This is a genomic window from Sulfuracidifex tepidarius (genome assembly GCF_008326425.1).
GTDB lineage: Archaea > Thermoproteota > Thermoprotei_A > Sulfolobales > Sulfolobaceae > Sulfuracidifex > Sulfuracidifex tepidarius.
The window spans coordinates 1,649,503-1,671,316 of sequence record NZ_AP018929.1; the positions used below are offsets into that span (position 1 = coordinate 1,649,503).

The 21,814-nt window shown below is 38.0% G+C and carries 22 protein-coding genes and 1 pseudogene; 9 read left to right on the forward strand and 14 right to left on the reverse strand.

All coding sequences use genetic code 11. The features are described from left to right. Position 1: 1 nt before the first annotated feature. Positions 2–1,600: a CTP synthase gene (gene pyrG / locus IC007_RS08510; RefSeq protein WP_054844863.1), complete on the forward strand. Its 1,599-nt coding sequence runs from the start codon at positions 2–4 to the stop codon at positions 1,598–1,600. On the opposite strand, the gene IC007_RS08515 is transcribed toward pyrG, so the two are convergent. After that, positions 1,584–1,859, reverse strand: coding sequence for an ArsR/SmtB family transcription factor (locus tag IC007_RS08515; protein WP_054844862.1), 276 nt, complete (start codon positions 1,857–1,859; stop codon positions 1,584–1,586). The genes pyrG and IC007_RS08515 overlap by 17 nt on opposite strands. Before the next feature lie 144 nt (positions 1,860–2,003). Here IC007_RS08515 and IC007_RS08520 point away from each other — a divergent pair, with 144 nt between their 5' ends. Together IC007_RS08520 and IC007_RS08525 are read left to right on the forward strand one after the other, a co-directional pair. After that, entirely contained in the window at positions 2,004–2,267 is a 264-nt protein-coding gene (locus IC007_RS08520; protein ID WP_054844861.1) for a U6 snRNA-associated Sm-like protein LSm6, read from the forward strand. A gap of 32 nt (positions 2,268–2,299) precedes the next feature. Further along, the gene (locus IC007_RS08525) at positions 2,300–3,514 is read left to right on the forward strand and encodes a methionine adenosyltransferase (RefSeq protein ID WP_054844860.1); all 1,215 of its coding nucleotides are present in this window, start codon (positions 2,300–2,302) and stop codon (positions 3,512–3,514) included. Here the strand turns inward: IC007_RS08525 and IC007_RS08530 are convergent. From IC007_RS08530 to IC007_RS08540, 4 genes and pseudogenes are all read right to left on the reverse strand, one after another. Then, complete coding sequence (locus IC007_RS08530; protein ID WP_149528615.1) at positions 3,488–5,308, reverse strand: DUF460 domain-containing protein; 1,821 nt, start codon at positions 5,306–5,308, stop codon at positions 3,488–3,490. The two genes, IC007_RS08525 and IC007_RS08530, sit on opposite strands and share 27 nt — an antisense overlap. Positions 5,309–5,310: 2 nt before the next feature. After that, positions 5,311–5,904 (reverse strand): RIO1 family regulatory kinase/ATPase domain-containing protein, encoded by a 594-nt coding sequence (locus tag IC007_RS08535; protein WP_232048882.1) that lies wholly within the window; start codon positions 5,902–5,904, stop codon positions 5,311–5,313. 15 nt (positions 5,905–5,919) lie between these two features. Next, positions 5,920–6,177, reverse strand: a pseudogene (locus IC007_RS14205) (hypothetical protein); the annotation flags it as partial. Between the two features lie 30 nt (positions 6,178–6,207). After that, on the reverse strand, positions 6,208–7,932 hold the full coding sequence (locus IC007_RS08540) for an Rqc2 family fibronectin-binding protein (protein ID WP_054844858.1): 1,725 nt from the start codon (positions 7,930–7,932) through the stop codon (positions 6,208–6,210). Between the two features lie 312 nt (positions 7,933–8,244). On the opposite strand from IC007_RS08540, the gene IC007_RS08545 reads away from it, so the two are divergent. From IC007_RS08545 to IC007_RS08560, 4 genes are all read left to right on the forward strand, one after another. Further along, a complete protein-coding gene (locus IC007_RS08545) occupies positions 8,245–8,742 on the forward strand; it encodes a Mut7-C RNAse domain-containing protein (protein WP_054845180.1) in 498 nt (165 codons plus the stop codon). Then, a complete protein-coding gene (locus IC007_RS08550) occupies positions 8,681–9,322 on the forward strand; it encodes a TIGR00296 family protein (RefSeq protein ID WP_054844857.1) in 642 nt (213 codons plus the stop codon). Before IC007_RS08545 ends, IC007_RS08550 begins: the two co-directional genes overlap by 62 nt. 73 nt (positions 9,323–9,395) lie before the next feature. Beyond that, positions 9,396–10,091, forward strand: a complete 696-nt coding sequence (pdo, locus tag IC007_RS08555; protein ID WP_054844856.1) for a protein disulfide oxidoreductase — start codon at positions 9,396–9,398, stop codon at positions 10,089–10,091. 68 nt (positions 10,092–10,159) lie between these two features. Beyond that, a complete protein-coding gene (locus IC007_RS08560; protein ID WP_054844855.1) occupies positions 10,160–10,840 on the forward strand; it encodes a hypothetical protein in 681 nt (226 codons plus the stop codon). Here IC007_RS08560 and dcd read toward each other — a convergent pair. Further along, positions 10,824–11,342, reverse strand: coding sequence for a dCTP deaminase (dcd, locus tag IC007_RS08565; RefSeq protein ID WP_054844854.1), 519 nt, complete (start codon positions 11,340–11,342; stop codon positions 10,824–10,826). The genes IC007_RS08560 and dcd overlap by 17 nt on opposite strands. A gap of 123 nt (positions 11,343–11,465) precedes the next feature. Here dcd and IC007_RS08570 point away from each other — a divergent pair, with 123 nt between their 5' ends. Next, the gene (locus IC007_RS08570; protein WP_054844853.1) at positions 11,466–13,247 is read left to right on the forward strand and encodes an ATP-dependent DNA ligase; all 1,782 of its coding nucleotides are present in this window, start codon (positions 11,466–11,468) and stop codon (positions 13,245–13,247) included. 37 nt (positions 13,248–13,284) lie between these two features. Continuing rightward, positions 13,285–14,265 (forward strand): MBL fold metallo-hydrolase, encoded by a 981-nt coding sequence (locus tag IC007_RS08575; RefSeq protein ID WP_054844852.1) that lies wholly within the window; start codon positions 13,285–13,287, stop codon positions 14,263–14,265. Here the strand turns inward: IC007_RS08575 and IC007_RS08580 are convergent. The 8 genes from IC007_RS08580 to IC007_RS08615 are packed head-to-tail and all read right to left on the reverse strand — an operon-like array spanning position 14,253 to position 21,800. Beyond that, on the reverse strand, positions 14,253–15,869 hold the full coding sequence (locus IC007_RS08580; protein ID WP_256202463.1) for an alkaline phosphatase family protein: 1,617 nt from the start codon (positions 15,867–15,869) through the stop codon (positions 14,253–14,255). The two genes, IC007_RS08575 and IC007_RS08580, sit on opposite strands and share 13 nt — an antisense overlap. 10 nt (positions 15,870–15,879) lie before the next feature. Then, positions 15,880–16,137, reverse strand: coding sequence for a hypothetical protein (locus tag IC007_RS08585; protein WP_149528617.1), 258 nt, complete (start codon positions 16,135–16,137; stop codon positions 15,880–15,882). Between the two features lie 7 nt (positions 16,138–16,144). Next, on the reverse strand, positions 16,145–16,831 hold the full coding sequence (locus IC007_RS08590) for a uroporphyrinogen-III synthase (protein ID WP_162204956.1): 687 nt from the start codon (positions 16,829–16,831) through the stop codon (positions 16,145–16,147). Continuing rightward, positions 16,776–17,663, reverse strand: a complete 888-nt coding sequence (hemC, locus tag IC007_RS08595; RefSeq protein WP_054844850.1) for a hydroxymethylbilane synthase — start codon at positions 17,661–17,663, stop codon at positions 16,776–16,778. The genes IC007_RS08590 and hemC overlap by 56 nt, the downstream gene beginning before the upstream one ends. Then, complete coding sequence (gene hemL / locus IC007_RS08600) at positions 17,660–18,913, reverse strand: glutamate-1-semialdehyde 2,1-aminomutase (RefSeq protein WP_149528618.1); 1,254 nt, start codon at positions 18,911–18,913, stop codon at positions 17,660–17,662. The genes hemC and hemL overlap by 4 nt, the downstream gene beginning before the upstream one ends. Beyond that, entirely contained in the window at positions 18,910–19,920 is a 1,011-nt protein-coding gene (hemB, locus tag IC007_RS08605) for a porphobilinogen synthase (RefSeq protein ID WP_149528619.1), read from the reverse strand. Before hemB ends, hemL begins: the two co-directional genes overlap by 4 nt. Continuing rightward, positions 19,850–21,145, reverse strand: a complete 1,296-nt coding sequence (locus IC007_RS08610; protein ID WP_149528620.1) for a glutamyl-tRNA reductase — start codon at positions 21,143–21,145, stop codon at positions 19,850–19,852. The genes hemB and IC007_RS08610 overlap by 71 nt, the downstream gene beginning before the upstream one ends. After that, positions 21,108–21,800: a precorrin-2 dehydrogenase/sirohydrochlorin ferrochelatase family protein gene (locus tag IC007_RS08615; RefSeq protein ID WP_054844847.1), complete on the reverse strand. Its 693-nt coding sequence runs from the start codon at positions 21,798–21,800 to the stop codon at positions 21,108–21,110. The genes IC007_RS08610 and IC007_RS08615 overlap by 38 nt, the downstream gene beginning before the upstream one ends. Positions 21,801–21,814: the final 14 nt, after the last annotated feature.

Below are 21,814 nucleotides of genomic sequence, written 5' to 3' on the forward strand. Positions count from 1 at the left end.
AGTGGCAAAGTATATTGTAATAACGGGCGGAGTTCTATCAAGTGTAGGGAAAGGTACAGTAGCTGCTTCAATAGGGATGCTTCTGAAGAGAAGGGACATTAAGATCACTGTAGTCAAGGTTGACCCCTATATAAATGTGGACGCTGGAACGATGAACCCTTACATGCACGGTGAAGTTTTTGTGACAGAGGATGGGTCAGAGACTGACCTTGATTTAGGGCATTATGAGAGGTTCATCGGTATAAATGTAACTAAATACAATAACATAACCGCGGGAAAGGTTTACTTTGAGGTCATAAACAAGGAGAGACGTGGAGAGTATTTAGGCCAGACAGTACAGATCATACCTCATGTAACTAGAGAAATAATATCAATGATAAAGAAAGCTGGGGAGGTTAACAATGCAGACGTTGTCATAGTGGAAATAGGAGGTACTGTAGGAGATATAGAAAGTCTGCCATTTCTAGAGGCCGTGAGGCAAATGAGACTAGAAGAGGAGGGAAACTTGATCTTTGTTCATGTGGCTCTGGCTCCTTACATGAAGGTTACAGGAGAGCTGAAGACAAAGCCGCTACAACACAGCGTCCAAGAATTGAGAAGAATAGGCATACAGCCTGATATCATTATTGTTAGATCTGAGGTATCACTAGACCCTGAAAGCAAGAATAAAATAGCTCTCTTCACAAATGTGAAACAAAGTCTAATATTTTCAAGCTACGATGTTTCAACTCCATATGAGGTTCCGTTAATACTCGAAGGTCAAGGTCTATCATCTAAGATCCTGAACCTTTTGGGACTTCCAGACGGTGCGGTCAAATTAGACGATTGGGAAAGTTTTGTATCGTCATTAAAGGACGGAGAGAAGGAAGTAAACATAGTCTTGATAGGGAAGTACACTAAACTAAAAGACACTTATATGAGCATAAGGGAAGCATTGCTTCACGCAGGGGCTTTCCTGCACGTCAAACCTAAACTCATGTGGGTGGAGTCCACTGACATCGAAAACAACGATGACAAACTGAGAGAGATAATGAAAACCGCTGACGGGGTCATAGTTCTACCAGGCTTTGGTGCAAGGGGAACAGAAGGAAAAATAAAGGCCATTAATTACGTCAGAGAGAACGACATACCTTTTCTCGGGATATGTTTTGGCTTTCAGTTAGCTGTTGTAGAGTTCGCAAGGAATGTTCTAGGGTTAAAGGACGCTAACAGCACTGAGATTAATCCTTCAACTCCAGATCCAGTTATAACGCTTTTAGACGACCAAAACAGAGCTACCCAAGTAGGAGGAACTATGAGACTCGGATCACAAAAAATAATATTAAAGGAAGGCTCATTAGCCAACAAAATTTATGGTACTAACATAATAACTGAAAGGCATAGGCATAGATTCGAGGTTAATCCGAAATACGTTGATTCCATTCAAAAGGCCGGTCTCGTGATATCTGGTGTGAGTGAAAATGGCTTAGTTGAGTTCATAGAGCTTCCAGGAAAGAGATTCTTCATAGCTACACAAGCGCATCCAGAATTTAAAAGTAGACCTATGAACCCTTCGCCTATTTATGTGAGTTTCCTAAAGGCATCTATGAGAGATCAATAATTATTCTTTCATATTTAGATTTTACTATTTTTCTTATTCCTTTTATTCCATTTTCGTATTCGCTTATTATTAACCCAGCTTCCTCCAAGCTCGAGATATGATTACTTATATTACCCTTACTCATTCCTAACTCAGCGGTCAATTCACTTATGCTCATAGGTTTGTTGTTGATAAGCTTTATGATATTTATTCTGCTTATAACTGAAAGTGAGGTAGCTATCTTCAGTATATCCTCTGGATCCTTTACAATCAATTCCATACTTTGAACTGTTTCAGTTTAGAAGAATTATGTCATGGCCTATAATACAACTCTTATCACGTCATGAAAGGCCTCATCTCTCTAAGGAAAGAAGCTTTAAATTGGAACCCGTAATTTTTAATACCATACAAGGGATGAAGAACTGTGCAGGCAAAAGTCGAAAATCCATTGAAGAATTTAAGAATGGCAATAAATAAGTTAGTATTAGTAAAACTGAAGGACGGTTCTGAATACATGGGGAAGCTAGAGCAGACCGATGGTACAATGAACATAGTGCTTAGAGATTGCAGCGAAATGAAAGAGGAGAGTGAAGATCCAGTGGCAAGCTACGGGAGAGTTTTGATAAGAGGAAGTAATATATTGTTTATAAGTGTTGATTATGAAAGCATAGCGGAAAAATCGAAGTAAGTAATTTAAGCTAAAACATTAAGGTGCTTCAAATGAAAAATATTAACGTTCAGTTAAATAGGACTGTAGACATAAACTCTTTAGAAGTAGAATTAGTAGAGAGAAAAGGGACGGGTCATCCTGATTACATTGCCGATTCAGCTTCAGAAGAGGCTAGTAGAAAGTTATCTCTTTATTACCTAAAGAAATATGGCGTAATTCTACATCATAACCTAGACAAGACTCTGGTAGTTGGAGGACAAGCTTCTCCAAAGTTTAAAGGAGGAGATGTAATACAGCCGATTTACGTTATAGTTGCAGGACGTGCAACTACTGAGGTTAAAACTAGTGATGGAGTTGATGAAATTCCTGCAGGTACGATAATTATAGATAGTGTCAAACAGTGGATAAAGGAGAACTTTAGATATCTGGACCCAGAAAAACACGTCGTAGTGGATTACAAGATAGGTAAAGGTTCAACTGATCTAGTAGGTATATTCGATTCGAATAAGACTACCCCTCTTTCCAACGATACGAGTTTCGGAGTAGGCTTCTCTCCTATGTCGAAGCTGGAGAAAACAGTGTTCACAATAGAGCGTCAGCTTAATTCTAGAGAATACAAAGCTAAATTACCTGAGGTAGGCGAGGACATAAAAGTCATGGGACTACGTAAGAACAAAGACATAGAGATAACCGTAGCTGCAGCTACAATAAGCGAGCTAATAGAGGACATGGATCACTACATCAATATAAAAGAACAGATAAAGGAAACCGTAAATTCTATAGCAAGTAAAATAGCTCCAGATTATAACATCAAGGTTAATATTAACACTGGTGACAAAGTAGATCGTAACATAATATACATGACAGTAACTGGTACTTCTGCAGAACACGGCGATGATGGAGTAACTGGTAGAGGAAATAGAGGTACTGGTCTAATTACTCCAATGAGGCCGATGTCTTTAGAAGCTACAGCTGGAAAGAATCCGGTTAATCACGTAGGTAAAATCTATAACGTAGTAGCTAACTTGATAGCAAATAAAGTAACAGAGGAACTTTCGGAAGTTAGGGAAGTTCAAGTTCAAGTTCTAGGGCAGATAGGAAGACCCATAGACGATCCTCTAATAGCGAACCTCGACGTCGTAACTGTAGATGGAAAGATGAATGGCAACTTGAAAAATGAAATTTCTGGAATAGTTGACGAACAGTTAAGCTCTTTCAGGAAGATAACAGAGCTCATACTAGAAGGAAAAGTTACCATGTTTTGATCTTGAATTTCTATACGATTCTATAAGATCTTTTAGGTTAATTCTTTTTGAATTTTCTATTTCCATTTCCTTGGAGAGCACCTTTAATGCTTCAGCAGTTTCCTTTGTGATTATAGCTATTTCTCCGTTAAAAAATGGAATCAGTGATGGATCTATCTCCTGATCTAGGAAGAATAGTTTCCCGTCTCTTATCGTGGCATAGGGACATTTGTCATAAGGTATCACTAGGGTATCGCCTTTCGCTAGCTTAACGATTAAGTCGTTAAGCTGATCTATCTTTAGTTTACTTTCATTAAGCTTGTTTTCAATATAGTTTATTATTTTCTCTTTTTCAGCCAGTTGTAGTTGCAGCTCGTAAATTCTTCTATCTCTGTCTATCTCTTTTCTAGCATTGATCTTTATCTCTTCAATTTGTCTCTCTAACAACTCCTTCTCAGCTATCAAAGAGGATATAGTTCTACGATATCTCATGTTCTCCAGCTTAAGGATATTTATTTCCTCTTCGTTTCGTTGAGAGTCTACATGCTTGATTTGCGGTACTATCTTAGTTTCATTCTCGTCATTAAGCTGTCTGTCTATCTCCCTTTCTATACAGGAAGATATTGAATCCCCTCTTATCATGCAGTCAAAGACCTTTTCCGTGTCAATGTCTATTTCCAGCCTAGATAGGAGGCTCTCTGCTTGTCTCAGCTTGTTTTCTATCTCATGATATGCTCTTAGTGCAGCTGAAAGTGAGTCTCTGGTGTGGGCATCTAACACTTTAACTCCGGTTTTCCTTGAGTATGCTGAAACTGCCTCCTGTTTCTCCTCTGCAGACATCTCCCTTTCGGGAACAAACAACTTGCATCCTAAGGCCGAGGCTATTTTCTTCACGGTGTCTGGTACTGGGTTCACGTCAGTGGCAACCATGATAGGGGTACCATAGTTTGAGATTATACTAATGATTTCTTCCCTATCTATACTTCTCTTAGTGTCAAGCAGAAGAAGTTTCCCGTGTACGTCAAGAATAGCTATTCCCACCTCTAACCCTGGATCCAAGCCAACTATTGTCCTCCTTTTCGGTTCATTTTCTTTCTCATTAAATTCTATTTTATTTTTATAGACTGGTCTTATATCAACTACTACGTCGTGTCCCTTCATTTTCTTTATTATACCGTAGAGCCTCTCCCTGGGTGAGTAGACAGTGAACACAGCTCCCTCGATTCCAGCCCTAGTTCTCCTTATTACTACATCGTAATCGAATCCGTTCCTATCGAGCTTCTCTTTTACTTCGCGTGCAACTCTGAGTAGAAGGCCTCTAATGTGTCTTTTGTATCTGTTCTGGCTCATTCCTCCTGGTCCCAAGTTCCTTCCGCGTGCTACTATTATCTTAGTTCTCCTTTCCACTGGGTTTATTACCTTTCCGTACCCTTTCATTGCGAGGAGACAGTTAACATACGCTGTACGAAGCGGAGATAGCTTAGAGTTGTTTTCTATAATTCCATTTTCAAAAGCTAAGTCCTTAACGCTCTTGAACTCCCCTTTATTGAAGGTTGTTTGTACTATTCTAGTATAGTCAGGAAGTAACTTTATGAAATTTATAACTTCTCTATCTGTCTCTCCTAGTTCGTAAATATTGTCTATTGCTATCTCGTCTGCTCTCAACTCCCATGCTAACCTTATTATTCTACTCCTGGGCGCAAACTCGCTCTTTTCTAAAATTTCTCCTTTATCATTTATTATCACTGTAGCGTAATGAGGTTCTCCTTTAGATGGACTTTCTCTAGGCTCTATATCTATTCCAATTATTATCATCTCTAATCCCTAATATACGACAAGGTATCGTTAATTTCCCTATTAATATCGTATTTATTTCTAAAGAAGTCTAATATATGTCTTATGTCTTTCTCTAAGCTGTCTTCCGAAGCCCTAGAAGCTTGAGGCCAATCTATTACGTAAGGAATATTCCTCTCTGTGTCCATAACGACGTTATAAGGACTAAGGTCGTTGTGAGACAATTTGCAGTAAACGTAAGATATCCTGATAGTGGATAAGATATCGTCTAATACTCTAGAAGGTTCAAGTAGATCTGTCTTAAACAGGGGCTTTCCGTTTATGTATTCCATAGCAACCGCATTTACGCCTAGACCTAAAGGTCTGGGTACATATGCCCTGTTTTCCCATAGGCATGCAAGAGCGTTGTACTCAGATTCAGCGTTTTCGATTGACAACCTAACCCAACTTTTTCTTCCCTGTAAAGTTCTCTTCTTTCTCCTCAATGTTTTATAACTGGTTTTACCTATTCGGTGGAACTTGACTACTATCGGGTTCTCATCGAAATCGTAACCCATGTAAACTACACTCTCCTTTCCTTCTCCAATTACGGTAGACAAACTTTTCAATATTTTCATTTCATACAATTTTTTAATTGATAAAACATCTATTCCACTAAATGTTATTTTGAAGGAGTCTTTTCCTAAGTTTTTTTCATGATAAATGAGTTTTAATTTCAGTAGTTTAGAAAGATAGAAATCAAGTTGTGATGGATTTAGGTCAATCTCTTCTTCTATGATATCCTTAGGGATTAGTTCGTATGAGTCTGAATTATTGAGCAATATCTTCAGCAGATAAAACTCATGGGGACCTACAAGCGAGGCTCTATTAGATAACGGAACTATAGGCATGTTTATGGTATAAATTTCACCTTGAAGGTTTTATGCATTTTCTCTGATTATCTTACTTTTCCCTGGTAAAATTTTTATAATCTCGTTCTTAAGACCGCCTGACCCAGTAATACCCTCTTTCGTTAGTATCTTAATTATCTTAGATGAAGCTTTTTCCTGGTCATCTTCACCAGGCACGATTTTAACTACGAACTTAGAACGTGCCTTAACGGCCTTATCTGAACCTACCAAAAGTCTCATTTCGTTTGTGCTCTTCTCTTCCAGCCCTAACCAAAGCTCTAGTTTCACGTTTTTTATGAAATTCTTTTTACCGTAAATCATGAAAGAGCCTTTAGGGAGATATTCACCTACAGGAGGGGACTTACTGACTTGTTCCCCTTTAACCCAGAACACGTCTATTGAGCCTAACCCCTCTTTCCAAGCCTTAGAGTAACACGCCGATATTATTGAAGCATCGTAAATATCGTCCTCACTCACTTCCGCTCCATTTGATTTGATGATAGTTGCTGGAGCTCCGTGAACGTCAGCATGAAGGAAAATGTCGTTATCTTCAAGCATCTTCTTAACCAGGCTCTCGTTTTGGTCTACATCCCTCCCCGCAATGACTAAAAAACCGTTTCTGGTTATGGTCCATCTATATTTCTCATACCACTCTTTCTCTCTAATCTTTATTTTGCTTGATTCTTCTTTTTGCTTTATAGAAGCTTCTAAATTGTTGAGCCTCTCCTTGAGCTCAACTGTGATCTCTTCTGCCTTCTTAGCCTTTGCTTCAAACTCTTTTGCTTTATCAAAATAAATTGAAGCGTTCTTGTTGGGATTCAGTCTGGGATTTAACGTGATTTCTATACCGTCTATGTTTGTTACAACTGAGTTTTTTTCCTTATTGTTATTTATAATGTCCTCTATTTTTACATAATTCTCTAAGATTTTTCTTCCTGTCTCTCGAAGCTTCTCTGCTTGTTTGTTGTATTCGTTTATTTTCTCATTTATTTCATTTAGAGTGGAAATTAGCCTACCTTTCTCCTCGTTTAATTTTTGAGTTGATTTACTAACTACCTCTTCTTTTTCAATTTTTGTGAAATAAGTGTCCAATGCGTCATTGAAAGAATCTGCTTGGGCACAATCCTCTACTTTGATTGGAATTACCGTGTCCTCTTTTACACAAGGATATATGTGCCCTTTTTTAATGTTATCTTCCAACTGCTCTACTACTTTCTTACCTTCTTCTATGTCAGTTACTCCTAGAGCCTCTATTATTTCTGACGGGACACCTAAAGCCGAAGGTAGCGATTGTTTCTTCGGAACGAATTGCGGAGGAGGTGAATAAATCTCTCCTTGTTTAATTTTTCTATCCTTAAATTGTTTAACTTCAGTTGAGAAAATGATCTTGTTGTTCTCATCAGTTACCACAAGAACTCCTCTAGGTAATAGCTCAACTATTACTTGTTTGCCGTTACTTGTTTCTATCAAATATATTCTTTCGTGACCTAATAATTTAGTGGATTTTATGAAGGCTTCTCTAAGCAAGGTCCTTAAGAACGAAACTTGTCCATTAGTTTCTCTATCAACAGTAAATTTTGTAAAATGTATCCTCTTGCCGGGCTGAATTATCAAATCCTTGTCTCCATCTTTGCAGTGCAGATGAAACAGGAAAGTATTATCGGATTCCTTCGTAGTGTATATGTTATCTATTCTACATCCTTCAAGTCTAGACTTATTTTCTATGTCCCACGCTAATAAGTCAAAATAAGTCATAGAACTTTTCCTTTGCACTTAAAACACCTACTATCGATTATTGATTGTGAATAGCTCGGATAAAATCTTGCTACTGAGAGGGATTCTAGGCCTATTATCTGGAGTGGTTACATTGGTTTTACCTAATTATACTGTATTTTTAATTTCAATTATTGTTTCATATTCAATTTCAGTGGTAGTATCTAAGGTAGTTTTCAATGTACAAGGGAAATGGGATACTTTAGGTAGAGGAGTAGTTACGCTTTTGCTTTCATGGTTTCTCACGGTTTTAATAATTTATAATTTCATACATAGTTAACTGTGAGAGATATTATGCAGAGGCAAAGTTTCATAGTCGACGCGATGTTGGGGAGGCTAGCTAGATGGCTGAGGATTCTAGGTTATGATACCTATTATAAGAACGATATTAAGGATTGGAAGATTCTAAAAATTGCAGAGGAAACTAAAAGAATAATAATTACAAGAGATAGGGGACTTTGTAACAGAGCTAAAAAGAAGGGTTTACCTTGTGAGCTCATTCAACCTGGAATAGGCATAGAAGAAATGTTAGTTCAATTAGCTAATAATTGGAAAATTGATTTAACTCTTGATATGGCAGCTACTAGGTGCCCAGAATGCGACTCCATATTAGAACAAATGGGAAAAGACAGATGGAAATGCCCCAAGTGTTCAAAGGAGTATTGGAAGGGAACTCATTGGATTACTATGCAAGAAATAATTATTAAGGCTAAGGCAAAAGTCAACACCAATGGAGAAGAACCTGATTTCGCTAGAAGACTTAACGTTAGACATAGGAACTCAGTTAGTTAAGTTAGCACGTAATTCTATAAAGAGAAAATTAGGTTTGACGGCAAGCGAGTTAACTCTAGATCCCGTCTTGGAAAAGAAGGGTATGGCGTTTGTAACTCTTGAGAAGAATGATACTTTTAGATCGCTTAGGGGCTGTATCGGTTACGTACAAGCGGTCTCTTCCCTAAAAGATGTTGTCGAGCGGGCTGCTGAGGCAGCAGCTTTCTCTGACCCTAGATTTCCTCCTTTGAGCAGAGACGAAATAGACGATATTATAGTCGAGGTTACTGTCCTAACTAGTCCTAAGGAAATCATAGGGGATAGAGAAAGTCTTCCAAGTCAAATTGAGATAGGCGTTGATGGTCTAATAGTGGAAAAAGGTATACTCTACAGTGGACTTCTGCTACCTCAAGTTCCAGTCGAATATAACTGGGACCAAGAGACCTTCCTTGCGGAAACTTGTATTAAGGCATCTTTAGAGCCAGATTGTTGGTTAGATACGCAAGTGAAAGTAAAGAAATTCTCTGGAAGAATATTCAAGGAAGTCAATCCTAACGGGGCAGTATATGAAGTTAATCTCAATAATATTATAAAGAGCTAGTTAAAGTGATAAAAAGATGAACAAGAATAATTTTTAAGCCTATGTGCGGTAGAATAATGTACATGGTGTTAAAATGGAACAAGAATATGCAGAACTATTTAACGATGACGTAAAGAACGCGCTACAAGACGCTCTAAAGGATATGAAGAACAATGTAGATGTATATGTTTTTATTGACTCAGCAGACGAGAATTGTCAATATTGCGACTTGACAGTTAAATTCATGAACTTTGTTGCTGATTCCTGTCCCAAAGACGAGAACGGATCATCCAAATTGAAAGTGCACGTTTTCGATAGGCAGAAAGACAAGGAAGCGTTTACTGAATATGAGGTGGAAAGGGTTCCTACTGTAGCTTTAGAGAAGGGTAAAATAAGATGGACTGGAGCACCTCTCGGAGAAGAAATACGAGCTCTGGTTGAGACTTTAGTTAGGATATCCCAAGGAGAAAGTGGTCTCTCTCCAGAGACTGTAGAGGCAATAAAGAGCAAGATAAATGGGAAAGTCAAGGTAGAAACGTTAGTTACACCTTCATGTCCCTACTGCCCTTACGCAGCTTTAATAGCTCATATGGTAGCATATGAAGCTTGTAAGCAAGGCAAGTGTAATGTAGTTTCTGACGTTGTAGAGTCTTATGAGAATCAAGACATAGCTGAGAAATATCAAGTTATGTCAGTGCCTACAGTTGCAGTCAACGAAAGTGTAGAGTTCATAGGTGTGCCTACTGAAGAGAATTTCGTTAACTCTTTAGAGGAAAAACAAAAGGCATAAACGCATAACAGGCTCCTTTTTCAATATTTAAGTTATACTTTTTTATGTAGGGGCTTAAAACATTGAATATGAAGACGCTTATTTTGAAGCTTAGTGATGACGAGTATAAACGTCTTGAAGATGAAGCTAGGAAGGAAGGCTATGTTCTGTTATCAGATTATGTTAAACACGTGTTGTTCTCTCCTTCATCAGCTGATTTACCTAATTCCCAAAAGATAGAGAGACATATTCAGGATATGATCAATCCTTTCACTCAACAGATCGATGAGGTAAAGAGAAAAGTAGCAGACATAATAGAAAGAGTAGATCAGATGGAAGATCTCCTGAAAAGTCAAGATAAAGAGAAGGTTGTTGAAAAACCAGCGGAAAAGGACGAACAGGACGGAAATCAAGCAGGGTTCTCTCAGCAGCAAGTTAAAAAGAAGACGGTGATAGACTTCTTACAAGAGAGAAAGGTTCTCTATGAGAGCGAGATGAAAGTAAGAGATCCTGATGCTGTTTTCAGTAAAATACGATCAGCTGACTTAGCTGTCATAATCTCCACAACTAAGGGAAGAATAGCGATAGAGAAGAATTTTCTTCAATTATTCACTAAAAAAATAGCTGAAATCCGTGCTAAAGACGTGGATGAGGCTTCATCCAAGCTTAGTGATAACGAAAGAAAACTCTTCAAGACTTTAGTAAGCGTTGGCCTCATATATTACGATAACGAAAAGAGTTCATGGATAATGGTTACTGCGAAAACTTAGGTAATGTAACTCCTTTCTGGGTCTGATATTTTCCGTCATAAGGCCTTTCAACTGGTGTAAGTGTCTTTGCGAATATCAGATGAAGAAAGCGAGTTCCTGCCCTCATTTCTATGGGAAACTGGGAACCAATTACTTCTATCGTGAGCTGTCCCTGAAACCCGGCGTCTACTATTGTAGGAGGTACGAATAACCCAAGGCGTGCAAACGATGACCTAAGGTTAACGAAAGCCATGACGTCGTGTGGAAGTTTTACGTATTCCTTAGTGACTAGAAGGACGTGTTCGTTAGGCTTTATGATGAAGGATTCTCCGCTCTCCTTATAAAAGAAGTCCTCTATTGAAGAAGATGGCGTAAATATCTTGTCTGTATTTTTGAACCTTGCAACTTCTTCCCCTACTCGAAGATCAACTCCATTTTCACGGACTGTATCTTTTTCAAGAGGGTCTATTTCTATCCACTTTTTCTCTAGGTAATACTTTAAGTCGCGATCACCAAGTATCATTTAGATGGAAGTTGTTTCGCTTAACTTAAAAGATATAGGTCTCTCAGAGTAACTCTGAGTCTTCATCGATCTGATACTTTTTCCTCATCATGTTATAAGTGGTTCTAAGACAAATAGTATATCATGAACTTTAAACTCATAGCAGAGTATTTCGACAAGTTAGAAAAGATTTCGTCTAGGATTCAATTAACAACACAGCTGGCCGAGTTGTTCAAATCTTCAGACCCAACGATAATAGACAAGGTGGTCTATCTAGTTCAAGGTAAATTAGGTCCTGATTTCGCTGACATTCCAGAGTTAGGAATAGGAGAAAAATTTCTCATAAAGGCATGTAGCTTATCTACGAGAGTTCCTGAAAACGAGGTAGAGGAATTAGGAAAGAAAACTGGGGACTTGGGTCAAGTAATTTTCGACTTAAAGAATAAAGAAGATAAAAATGATATTCTTTCGTTTTTAGGAGTCGAAAAATCGGCTAAAGCATTGACTGTAATCGAGGTATATGACACTTTACTTAAGATAGCCATGCAAACTGGAGAGAAAAGTAGAGACATGAAAATAGGTCTATTAGCAGGTCTTTTACGAAAGGCAACTCCACTTGAGGCTAAGTTCATCATAAGGTTTGTGGAAGGTAGGCTGAGAGTTGGTATCGGTGACTCTACTATTATAGACGCTTTGTCGGAAGCCTTTAATGGTAAAGCCGAACTTATAGAGAGGGCATACAATCTAAGAGCTGATCTAGGCGAGATAGCGAAAATAGTTGCTGAGAAAGGAGACGCAGAGCTATCCAACATCAAGCCTAAAATAGGAATACCAATAAGGCCCATGTTAGGCGAGAGGCTTCAGGACCCAGCAGAGATACTAAACAAGTTAGGAGGGAAGGCACTAGCAGACTATAAATATGATGGAGAGAGAGCTCAGATACATAAAGAGAAAGACGAAGTGAAGATATTTTCTAGAAGGATGGAAGATATCACTTCACAGTATCCAGACGTGGTTAACATGGTAAGATCGTATTTAACATTAGACAATACCATAGTTGAAGGCGAAATAGTAGCAGTAGATAAAATCTCTGGAGAAATCCGTCCATTTCAAGAACTAATGCATAGAAGAAGGAAAAACGATATTGATGCTGCAATGAAAGAATATCCCGTTAATCTATTTCTGTTCGATTTGATGTTTGCATCGGGAGAAGACTACACTAACAAGCCTTTACTAGAGAGAAGAAAATTGTTGGAATCTTCTATAAAAAATAATACGGATGTTAAGATAGCTAAGTATATTATTACAGATAATGTAGACGAAATAAGGAAGTTTTTCCTTCAGGCAATTTCAGATGGGGCAGAAGGGTTGATGTTGAAATCTATTGCAGACTCCAGTATATATCAGGCTGGAGCCAGAGGATGGCTCTGGATAAAATTTAAGAAAGATTATCAAAGCGAAATGGCTGATACAGTAGACTTGGTGATAGTGGGAGGCTTCTACGGTAAGGGAAAGAGAGGAGGTAAACTGAGCTCATTACTGTTAGCTAGCTATAATCCTGAAACGGAGTCTTTCGATAGTGTCTGTAAAGTCGCCTCAGGGTTCACAGACGAAGAATTGGATATGATCCAGGGGAAATTAGGTGAGATTAAACGCAACTCGAAACACCCTAGAGTTAATTCCAAACTAGAGGCCGATGTCTGGGTGGAGCCAGTGTATGTTATTGAAGTAATAGGTGCAGAAATAACACTCTCACCTCTACACACATGTTGCTTTAATAAGTTTCAAAGTGATGCAGGTCTATCGATCAGATTTCCAAGATTTATAAGATGGAGAGAAGACAAATCTCCTGAAGACGCTACAACGCCCCAGGAAATTATGGAAATGTATAAATCTCAAACGAAACGATTGACTCAAGTACCATGAAAGAAACATTTTTCACGGATTTCAACAATGTTTCCTAGTGCTTCCTAAGATATTGAAAAACGGTGCCATTATTTTAGGCGAAAATTTCGTTGCTGATGGTTTCGACGAAAAACCATTTAGGATAATTTCCCATTTTCACGCTGACCATATAGGAGAACTGTCGAAAAGTATTTCTAAGAGTCTAGGACTGGTCGCCACCCCGGCTACATTAGAGGTTCTCAATTTGGATTTCAATATTCCACCAAGGAAGACATTTGCAATAAATTACGGTATTCCTACATATTTTGATAACGAAGTTTTAACCCTAGAGAAGGCAGAGCATGTTTTCGGTTCATGTCAAGTATTAGTAAAGTTAGAAAATGGGACAACAATAGGCTATACAGGAGATTTCAAGAATCCACTAAAAGGCACTCCGATACTTAAGTCGGATGTTCTAGTTATAGAGTCAACTTACGGTAGCGAAAAGTATAGAAGACGCTTCAAGCACGAGGTTGAGGATCTATTTTACGGCTATGTAAACGATGCTCTGACCCGTGGTCACGTGACAATTTATAGCTATCATGGAAAGGCTCAAGAGGCAATGTTATTGTTGAGACAGTCGGGAGTAATAGCTCCTTTCATTACTCAAGGGAAGATGATGAAAATAACGGAGATAGCTAGGAAGTACGGTTACAAAATAGAGGATGTGTTTGACTCGTCTAGTGAAGAGGGGAAACAAGTGATGAAAGATGATTGGTATATTGAGTTCAGACACTATAACGAGTTCAAGAAGAGATATAGTAGAGGAACTAATTTCGTCCTTTCTGGATGGGAATTTGGATCGGCAGTAAGAAGAATAGATCCAAACAGCTACGTTATTTCTTTCAGCGACCATGCAGACTTCGATGACCTTTTGTATTACGTTGATAACTCACCAGCCTCCATGATCATTGTAGATGGAGGGAGGAAAGGGCATGCTAAGGAGCTAGCAGAAGCGATAAGGACGAAACTAGGTAGGAAATCTACTTATATGCCGTAATTAGCTAAGACCTCTGTCAGTGCCCTTCCATCGCTTTTAGCGTCCATATTATAAATCTTTAGAATAGTGGGCATTATATCTATTATCCTACAATTCACTTTTAATCCTTTTTTAAAATCCTTTCCATGCATTAAAATAACCCCGTCCATGTCTTCGGCTCTATAATATCCATGATCTGCGGAGGATGTTCTGTATGGGACTACGCTCTCTATGATATCGGTATTCCCTATCTGAGAGGAAATAGAATATCCCTTAGTTACTCCCATAATCGCTATATCTGCTTTTCTGTCCTCTGCTGGAACTTCATTGGCATAAATTGATGTGAATATTCTGACTCGTGATTCAGGATCTTCCAATGACTCTAAGTTCCTCATTATATATCTTATTAGTTTTGGAAACTCCTTTTTACTAACGATTCCATATTTTTCTCTATTAACTAGGTTGATCCTTATTATACCTCCACCGCCGTAATATGCCTTCGTTCTTTTCCAGTTTATTCTATCCCCCTCTAACGAAAGTAAATTTATTCTCTCCAAAAATTTATTTAAATAGACTTTCTTTCTAACTTTTGCTATCCCATGGTCAGAGCAAATTATTATGTTGTCTCCCATGGACGAATGTTCCCTGACAAACTCGTCTCCTAGCTGGTATGCGCGCCTTATATGCTCCGTAGCTGTAGCATCGTCTATTCCATACAGCAAATGTTGAAGGTTATCTATCAAAGGTAAGTATGTAATTGCGAAGTCCCAGTCGTATTTGTTTAGAACGAACTTAGAATAACTTAGAAAGAATTGAAAAGCAAAGAACACTGTTTGCATGTATTCCTCTAAGTCTATGATTCCGCTTGATAGACCGTGGTAATCTCCATCTAAAATCATTCCTTCTTTTATTGAAACGTTTTCCCATACGTCCTTTCCTAACTCTTTAACGTTATACCACTCCTCGTTGTCGAAAGCTGGAGGTAAAATGTAGACCTTGTTGTCCTTCTGGATTGCTCTCGTAACACCGATAAGCTCTTTCCTTTTACATGTGGCTTTTATTAAAAATGGGTTGCTCCATTTGCTCTTCTCCAACTCTATTTCTTCCTCCCCTTCAGGTGAGGGGTAATGCAGTGTACATAGATCATCGTGGCAAAGTAATTTCCATTTACCTTCCATAATCCAGTTCTCCCCTTCATTTATCAGGAATCCTCTATCACAACCTTTCATTTTTGCTCTATAAGGATCGAAGAGAATCATGTTTTCTATTTTCCATTTATCAGGAAGAGATTGTGGTGCAGAAAGAACTATGCTCTTATATCCTTTCCTTGCCAAGTGAGCCCAAACCGGATCTTCAATTAAGGAAGCACTAGAAAATGCTGATAAAGGTTTGCTTAGAGGTCTATTTTTAATAAATATCTTAGGTCCAGTAACCCCATTATGTTCTGGTTGCTTCCCAGAAAATAGGGAAGCTAAAGCAACAGGGGTGATTGATGGAAATACGCTTTGTAAATTTCCGAAAACACCATCTTTCATGATTTCATATAAAAACGAAAGGTCTTGCTTCAGATCCATCATTATGTGAAATGAAGCACCATCTAACACTAAGAGAAGTGCCTTTCCCAAAAAGGCGCACCTATTTGTCGTAGACTTTCTTCTCTATGTCTTCCCTAACTCCAGAAGGAGATATCATATTGACGTGTGACCTTTTGATGTTGACTTTTTTATCAAAGCTTATCGCAAATTCGAAGTATCCTCTCTCGTTTCTGAATTGGCCAAAAACATCGTATCTATCTTTAAATTCTTGATAATATTTTATATCTAAATTATTTACATTAGTATAACCTAATTTAGAGAGAGCTTTTCCTGTTAGGTCTTTAATAATTTCACTCATTTTTGCATTACCTCATGTTTTCAAGAAGTTTCATTATTCCTTCTATACTATGCTCTTTACTCTCAATTATTTTTACCTCTTTCCTCAAAGCCTCCGTAGTGAAAGGGCCTATGCTGATCACAGAATAGTTGCAATCAGGAGAAATGTATTTCGAAACAAGTTTGGTTATCCCCGCACTTGTCAAAACTATTATATCTGGAACGCACTCTTCAAGCTGTTTTTTAGCCTTTTCTAAATTTTCATCGTCCACTCTTACAGTATATGAATAGATTTCTTTATAAATTATTTTAGATGATAGATAATTTCTAAGATATTCATTTCCTTTATCGCTCCTAACTACGATGAGAGATTTTACACCATCCTCTAGCACTTTTTCTGCTAAGGAACGGCTATCGAAAGTCCTTGGAATTGTAGGTTCAACTCCTTTTCTTTTGAGTATTGACGCAGTTTCCGGTCCTACAGCATAAACTTTCATTGATGCTGGTATTTCAAAATTAAAACAAACTGTGGCTCTCTCACTCATGAAAGCTATAGCTTCATAACCAGTTATATTAATATTATTAATTTCATTGCAGTAAGTCCTTTCAACAGAGATATTAATTATTTCATATCCATTTATAGGAGGAATGGTTTTATCGTCAGGCCTGAATGCTAATACCAGTTTTTTTCGCTTCCTCTCTAAGTCTCCTTGCAAGAAGCTCACCTGCATCTTTAGGTTCTTTGCTTGTACTCATTGCAACGCTTAATTTAATCTTAGGTGTATAGATCGTACCAATACCTTCAAGTCTATTTCCGTCTTGGTTGAAAAGTATTCCAAGGGAAGAATTGCAGCCCGCGCCTAAAGCCTTGGAAGCTTCTCTTTCAGCTAAAGCTTCGTTATAACTTTCTTCGGAAGAAAGATTTCTGATTATAGTTTTAATTTTGTCGTTATCGCGTCTGGCAACCACAGCAATTATTCCTTGATTAGGAGCAGGGGTAAGATCGTAAGGGTCTATTTCCTTATACTTAACGTCTAACTTAAGCCTTCTTATTCCAGCCTCTGCTACAATTATAGCATCAAAATTCCCTTGCTGTAACCTTAAAATCCTCGTGTCCAGGTTCCCCCTCAACTCTTTCACAGTTATTAAAGGGTTGACGAAGTTGACAAAGTTACGTCTGCGTTGACTGCTTGTTCCTAATGTCTCTCTCTCCATTTCATATACGGAGACGTTCCTTGGGCTCACTATAACGTCTAAAGGGGATTCTCGTGGTAGAGTTGCAACTATTTCAAGTCTATTGTCTAAATCGCTTTCCATATCTTTCATGCTGTGAACGGCAAGGTCTGCCTCTCCTTCTAAGACTTTCTGGTTCACTTCCTTCTCAAATACGCCCTTCCCCAGTTCTGCTACTTTTTGTGTACTAAATACATCTCCTCTCGTCTTAACTTCGAGAAACTCTACCTCATATCCTATTCCCTTAAGGTAATCTATCACTAAATTGGCCTGGGCTCTACTCAGTTTGCTTCCTCTGGCTGCAACTCTAATCATGCTAATTCTCCTAATACTTTCTTAAATTTATCTATAGTAATATTAATAACCTCATCGTTATGCGATGTGGAAGTGAAAATGGTCTCTAATTGGCTTGGAGGTATGAAGACTCCTTCTTTTAACAACATTTCATGGATCTTAAGATATAACGCTCTGTTTGTGATTTTTGCATCAGAGGCGTTCTTTACATCTTTAACACCTAGAAAGAACTGGAACATACTTCCTATTCTGTGAGTTACGTGCTCTGTCTTTATCATTTGATCTATCTCGTCCGCAAGGACTTCTGCGGCTCTATTTATCTCCGTATATGGGTTTTTGTTTTCAAGTTCTTCTATAGTTGCGATTCCTGCTGTCATAGAAAGCGGATTTGCGTTGAACGTACCTGCATTAAATACACTCCCTGCAGGGGTTATGCTTTCCATGATTTCCCTCTTTCCTGTTATAGCTCCAATAGGTAATCCACCACCTATTATCTTACCTAATGTAGTTAGGTCTGGGACTACCTTAAATAGTGACTGAGCTCCTCCTATATCCAGTCTAAATCCCGTAATTACTTCATCGAAAATAAGTAAAGAGCCGTATGTCGAAGTGAGTTCCTTTACTCCTCTTAAAAATCCATCCTCAGGCGGAATTACTCCGTAATTTCCCATAACTGGCTCTAGTATCACTGCGGCAATATTTTCACTTTTAAGTCTCCTTTCCACACATTCTAAATCATTATATTCACAAACAGTTACAGTTCTAACTACTTCTTCCGGTACACCTTTGGAAATTGTTATGCCATATTCTGATACCGCACTTCCCGCCTCTATTAGAGCATAGTCGTGAGCACCATGGTAGTTTCCGTTAAATTTCAGAATCTTCGTTCTGCCGGTGAAACCCCGTGCTAGCCTTATAGCGTTCATAGTAGCTTCGGTCCCGCTGTTAACGAACCTAACTTTCTGTGCTGAAGGTATGTGATTTATGATCTTCTTTGCAAGTTCTACCTCTATTCTCGAAGGTGTACCATAGAGCCATCCTTTGTCCACTTGCTCTTTTATTTTCTGTTTTACACGCTCAGGCGAATGTCCCAGAATTAGAGGACCGTAACCTAGAACATAATCTATTATCTTCTTGCCATCCTCTGTAATTAAAAATGGCCCTTCTCCCTTCGCTGTAAAGAAAGGAGATGGTCTGACCAAAGCTCTAACTGGGCTATTTACTCCTCCAGCGAATAAAGAAAGCGCTTCCTTCCACAGTTCGTAACTCAAAACACATCACCTTCTTTCAACCATTGCATTATTTTATTTGCATAGTATGTAATAACTATGTCAGCTCCAGCCCTAAAGATAGATGTAGTAACTTCTAGTACAGACCTTTTTTCATCTATCCATCCGTTTATCGATGCAGCCTTAATCATGCTATACTCGCCGCTTACATGATATGCAGCTAACGTGTAAGAAGGAAAATTTCTTTTCACTTCTGATATAACGTCTAAGTACGTATGCGCAGGTTTTACCATAACAATGTCAGCTCCTTCTTCTATGTCTAAATAAACCTCCCTCAATGCCTCCTCTTTGTTACGAGGATCCATTTGGTATCCCCTTCTATCTCCAAATGCAGGTTTGGAATAAGCTGCGTCCCTGAAAGGACCATAGAAGCTAGAAGCGTACTTAGAACTATAAGCCATTATCGGTATATCCTCATAACCATTTTCATCTAAGGTTCTTCTTATCTCGCCAACCACACCATCCATCATACTAGAAGGAGCTATAACATCTGCACCAGCTTTAGCTTGGCTTAACGCTATTTTAGCATGTAACTTAATGCTCTCGTCATTATCCACTTTATAAGAACTTCCGTTAACCCTTACAATTCCGCAATGTCCATGGGAAGTATACTCATCCGTGCATTCATCGGTGATGACTAACACCTTATCTCCGAAGGTTTCCTTGATTATTTTTGTAGACCTTTGAATTACTCCGTTAGAGTCCATAGCTGAGCTCGCTATGTCATCTTTGTATTTAGGTATACCAAAAAGAATAAATTTATTTATGCCATTTTCAATAGATAATTCAATAAATTTTATCAGTTTATCATTAATTGGATATCTATAAACGTCTGGCATAGATGGGATTTCCTCTGGGGAAGAGATATCCTCTTTTATGAAAACTGGAAGTACAAGTGAATCCTTCCTGATATAACTTTCAGCCGTCAGATCTCTCAGGAGTTTCTTTTCTCTTAATCTCCTCGGTCTTATCGTCGGGAATGTGACCATAGTTAAATACATCGATTAGAAAGTTAATGTATCTTCTTTCGTCGTTTTCCACCATTACCTTTATGTTTTTTATTAAGGGCTCTAAACCCTTGTTTATAATCGATTTAGACATCACGTCAAGCACTTCGTCAATGTCCTTATCTACATTGATGTTTCTCTTCTCCAGTTCCCTCTTAGCCTTTTTTACTTCTGTTTCTCTTACTCTTTCTACATTACCTAAGATTCTAGAAATTATTTCATTTTGTTGCTCTTTTATATGGTCTATCATGAATTCTTGAACTCCCTCTTCGACTATTTCGTCTATCTTAGGTAACTCCTCTAATCTATTTGCCATATTAAGCATTGAATAATCCTGAAGGTCGGTGAGCGTGAGTACGTTTTTCCCATAAAACAAAGAGGGAACAGACAAGTCTACTAGAATTAAAGGTCTATCGCCCTCCAATTTAATTTGGTTTCTTATGCCTGAAACCGCTGAAATGACCACGTCAAAGTCAGAGACCCTTGAGAAATCTAAACTCATAGAGTTATAGCCATATTTCTTACCTAATTCTTCCGCCTTGCTTAGTGTCCTATTCATTATGGTAACGTTTTTTATGCCTTCCTTGTAGAGAAGCTCAGACATCTTGGAGCCTATCTCTCCTGCTCCTATCACTAGAACGCTAGCTTTTTCAAGATCATTTATAACACTTTTAATTTTATCTAAAGTAAGGGAATATATTCCCACCTTTCCTTTCGAGATGTTTGTTCTACTCCTAGCGTTACGACCTACCCTCAAAGCTCTTTCAATTAACCTTTCTATCTCTTTATCCATGATCCCCATTTTTTTAGACTCTAACATAGCGTTCTTTATTTGATTGAGAATTTCGTATTCGCCGACTGCTATGGAGTCAACGCCACTTGCAACGTAAAACAAATGTTTAATTGTCTCTAGACCATTTTTTATAATGCTTTCATGTCTCTCAAGTTTACCGTTATGTATCGAATAAATATGTTCTAGAAGGGACTCTGCTACATGTTTCGCGTTTTCGCTGTGTATGTAAATCTCAACTCTATTACAAGTTTGAAGTACGAAGAATCCTCCTTTAACTAGCTCATGTATTTTTTTAATTTCACATTCATTTAGATAATAGTTATGTAAGTATTTTATTCCTACATTTTTATAAGTGAAAATTAAAGCTGAGAAATTATCATTCAATTGATCCTCTATTTTCTTCTTGTCGAGCATGCCCCTCACCTATTAATTCTTTAGCTCGTTCAAGTGACCTTGTGATATCATCTGTTTTTGCAAGGTTCCTGAAAGACTCATCGTTGAAAATGACATGGTATAGATTATACCTTACTTTCGGGTCTTTTACGTTTTCCTTCAAGAAAGATTTAACGTAGGTCATAGACTTCAAGAGGTTTACCATTTCACGTGAATCAGCAATTTCTATTACTTTTTTTAATAATTCTTTTGATACTAAACTAGAATTTCCAAATGTAGTAATCGCGATACCAAAGTTATCGTTAACGGACGATATGGGAACTATGAAGTCTGATGATTCCCTATCAGAAGGGTTGTTGCACAGCTTTCCCAGGAATCTACTAATTTTGCAAACTTCTCGGTTTAAGTCATGATCGCTTGTAGCAGATATTATAATTAAAGAGTCCCTTATCACATTTGGAAGGTTTTCCAGCGTTACTTTCATTTTCACTAATGACAGATTATTATTATTTTGACTCTCTCTTATTAACTCTTCTGAAAAATTTTCACTAATTACTTTAACTGGAAATCCAGCTTTAGCCATCTCTTTCGCTCTAATAGTTCCCACTGTACCTCCTCCAATTATGGCTACTTTAATATTGCTAGTACGCAGGAAGATGGGAAAGAAATAACTCATATAAGAACTTACGT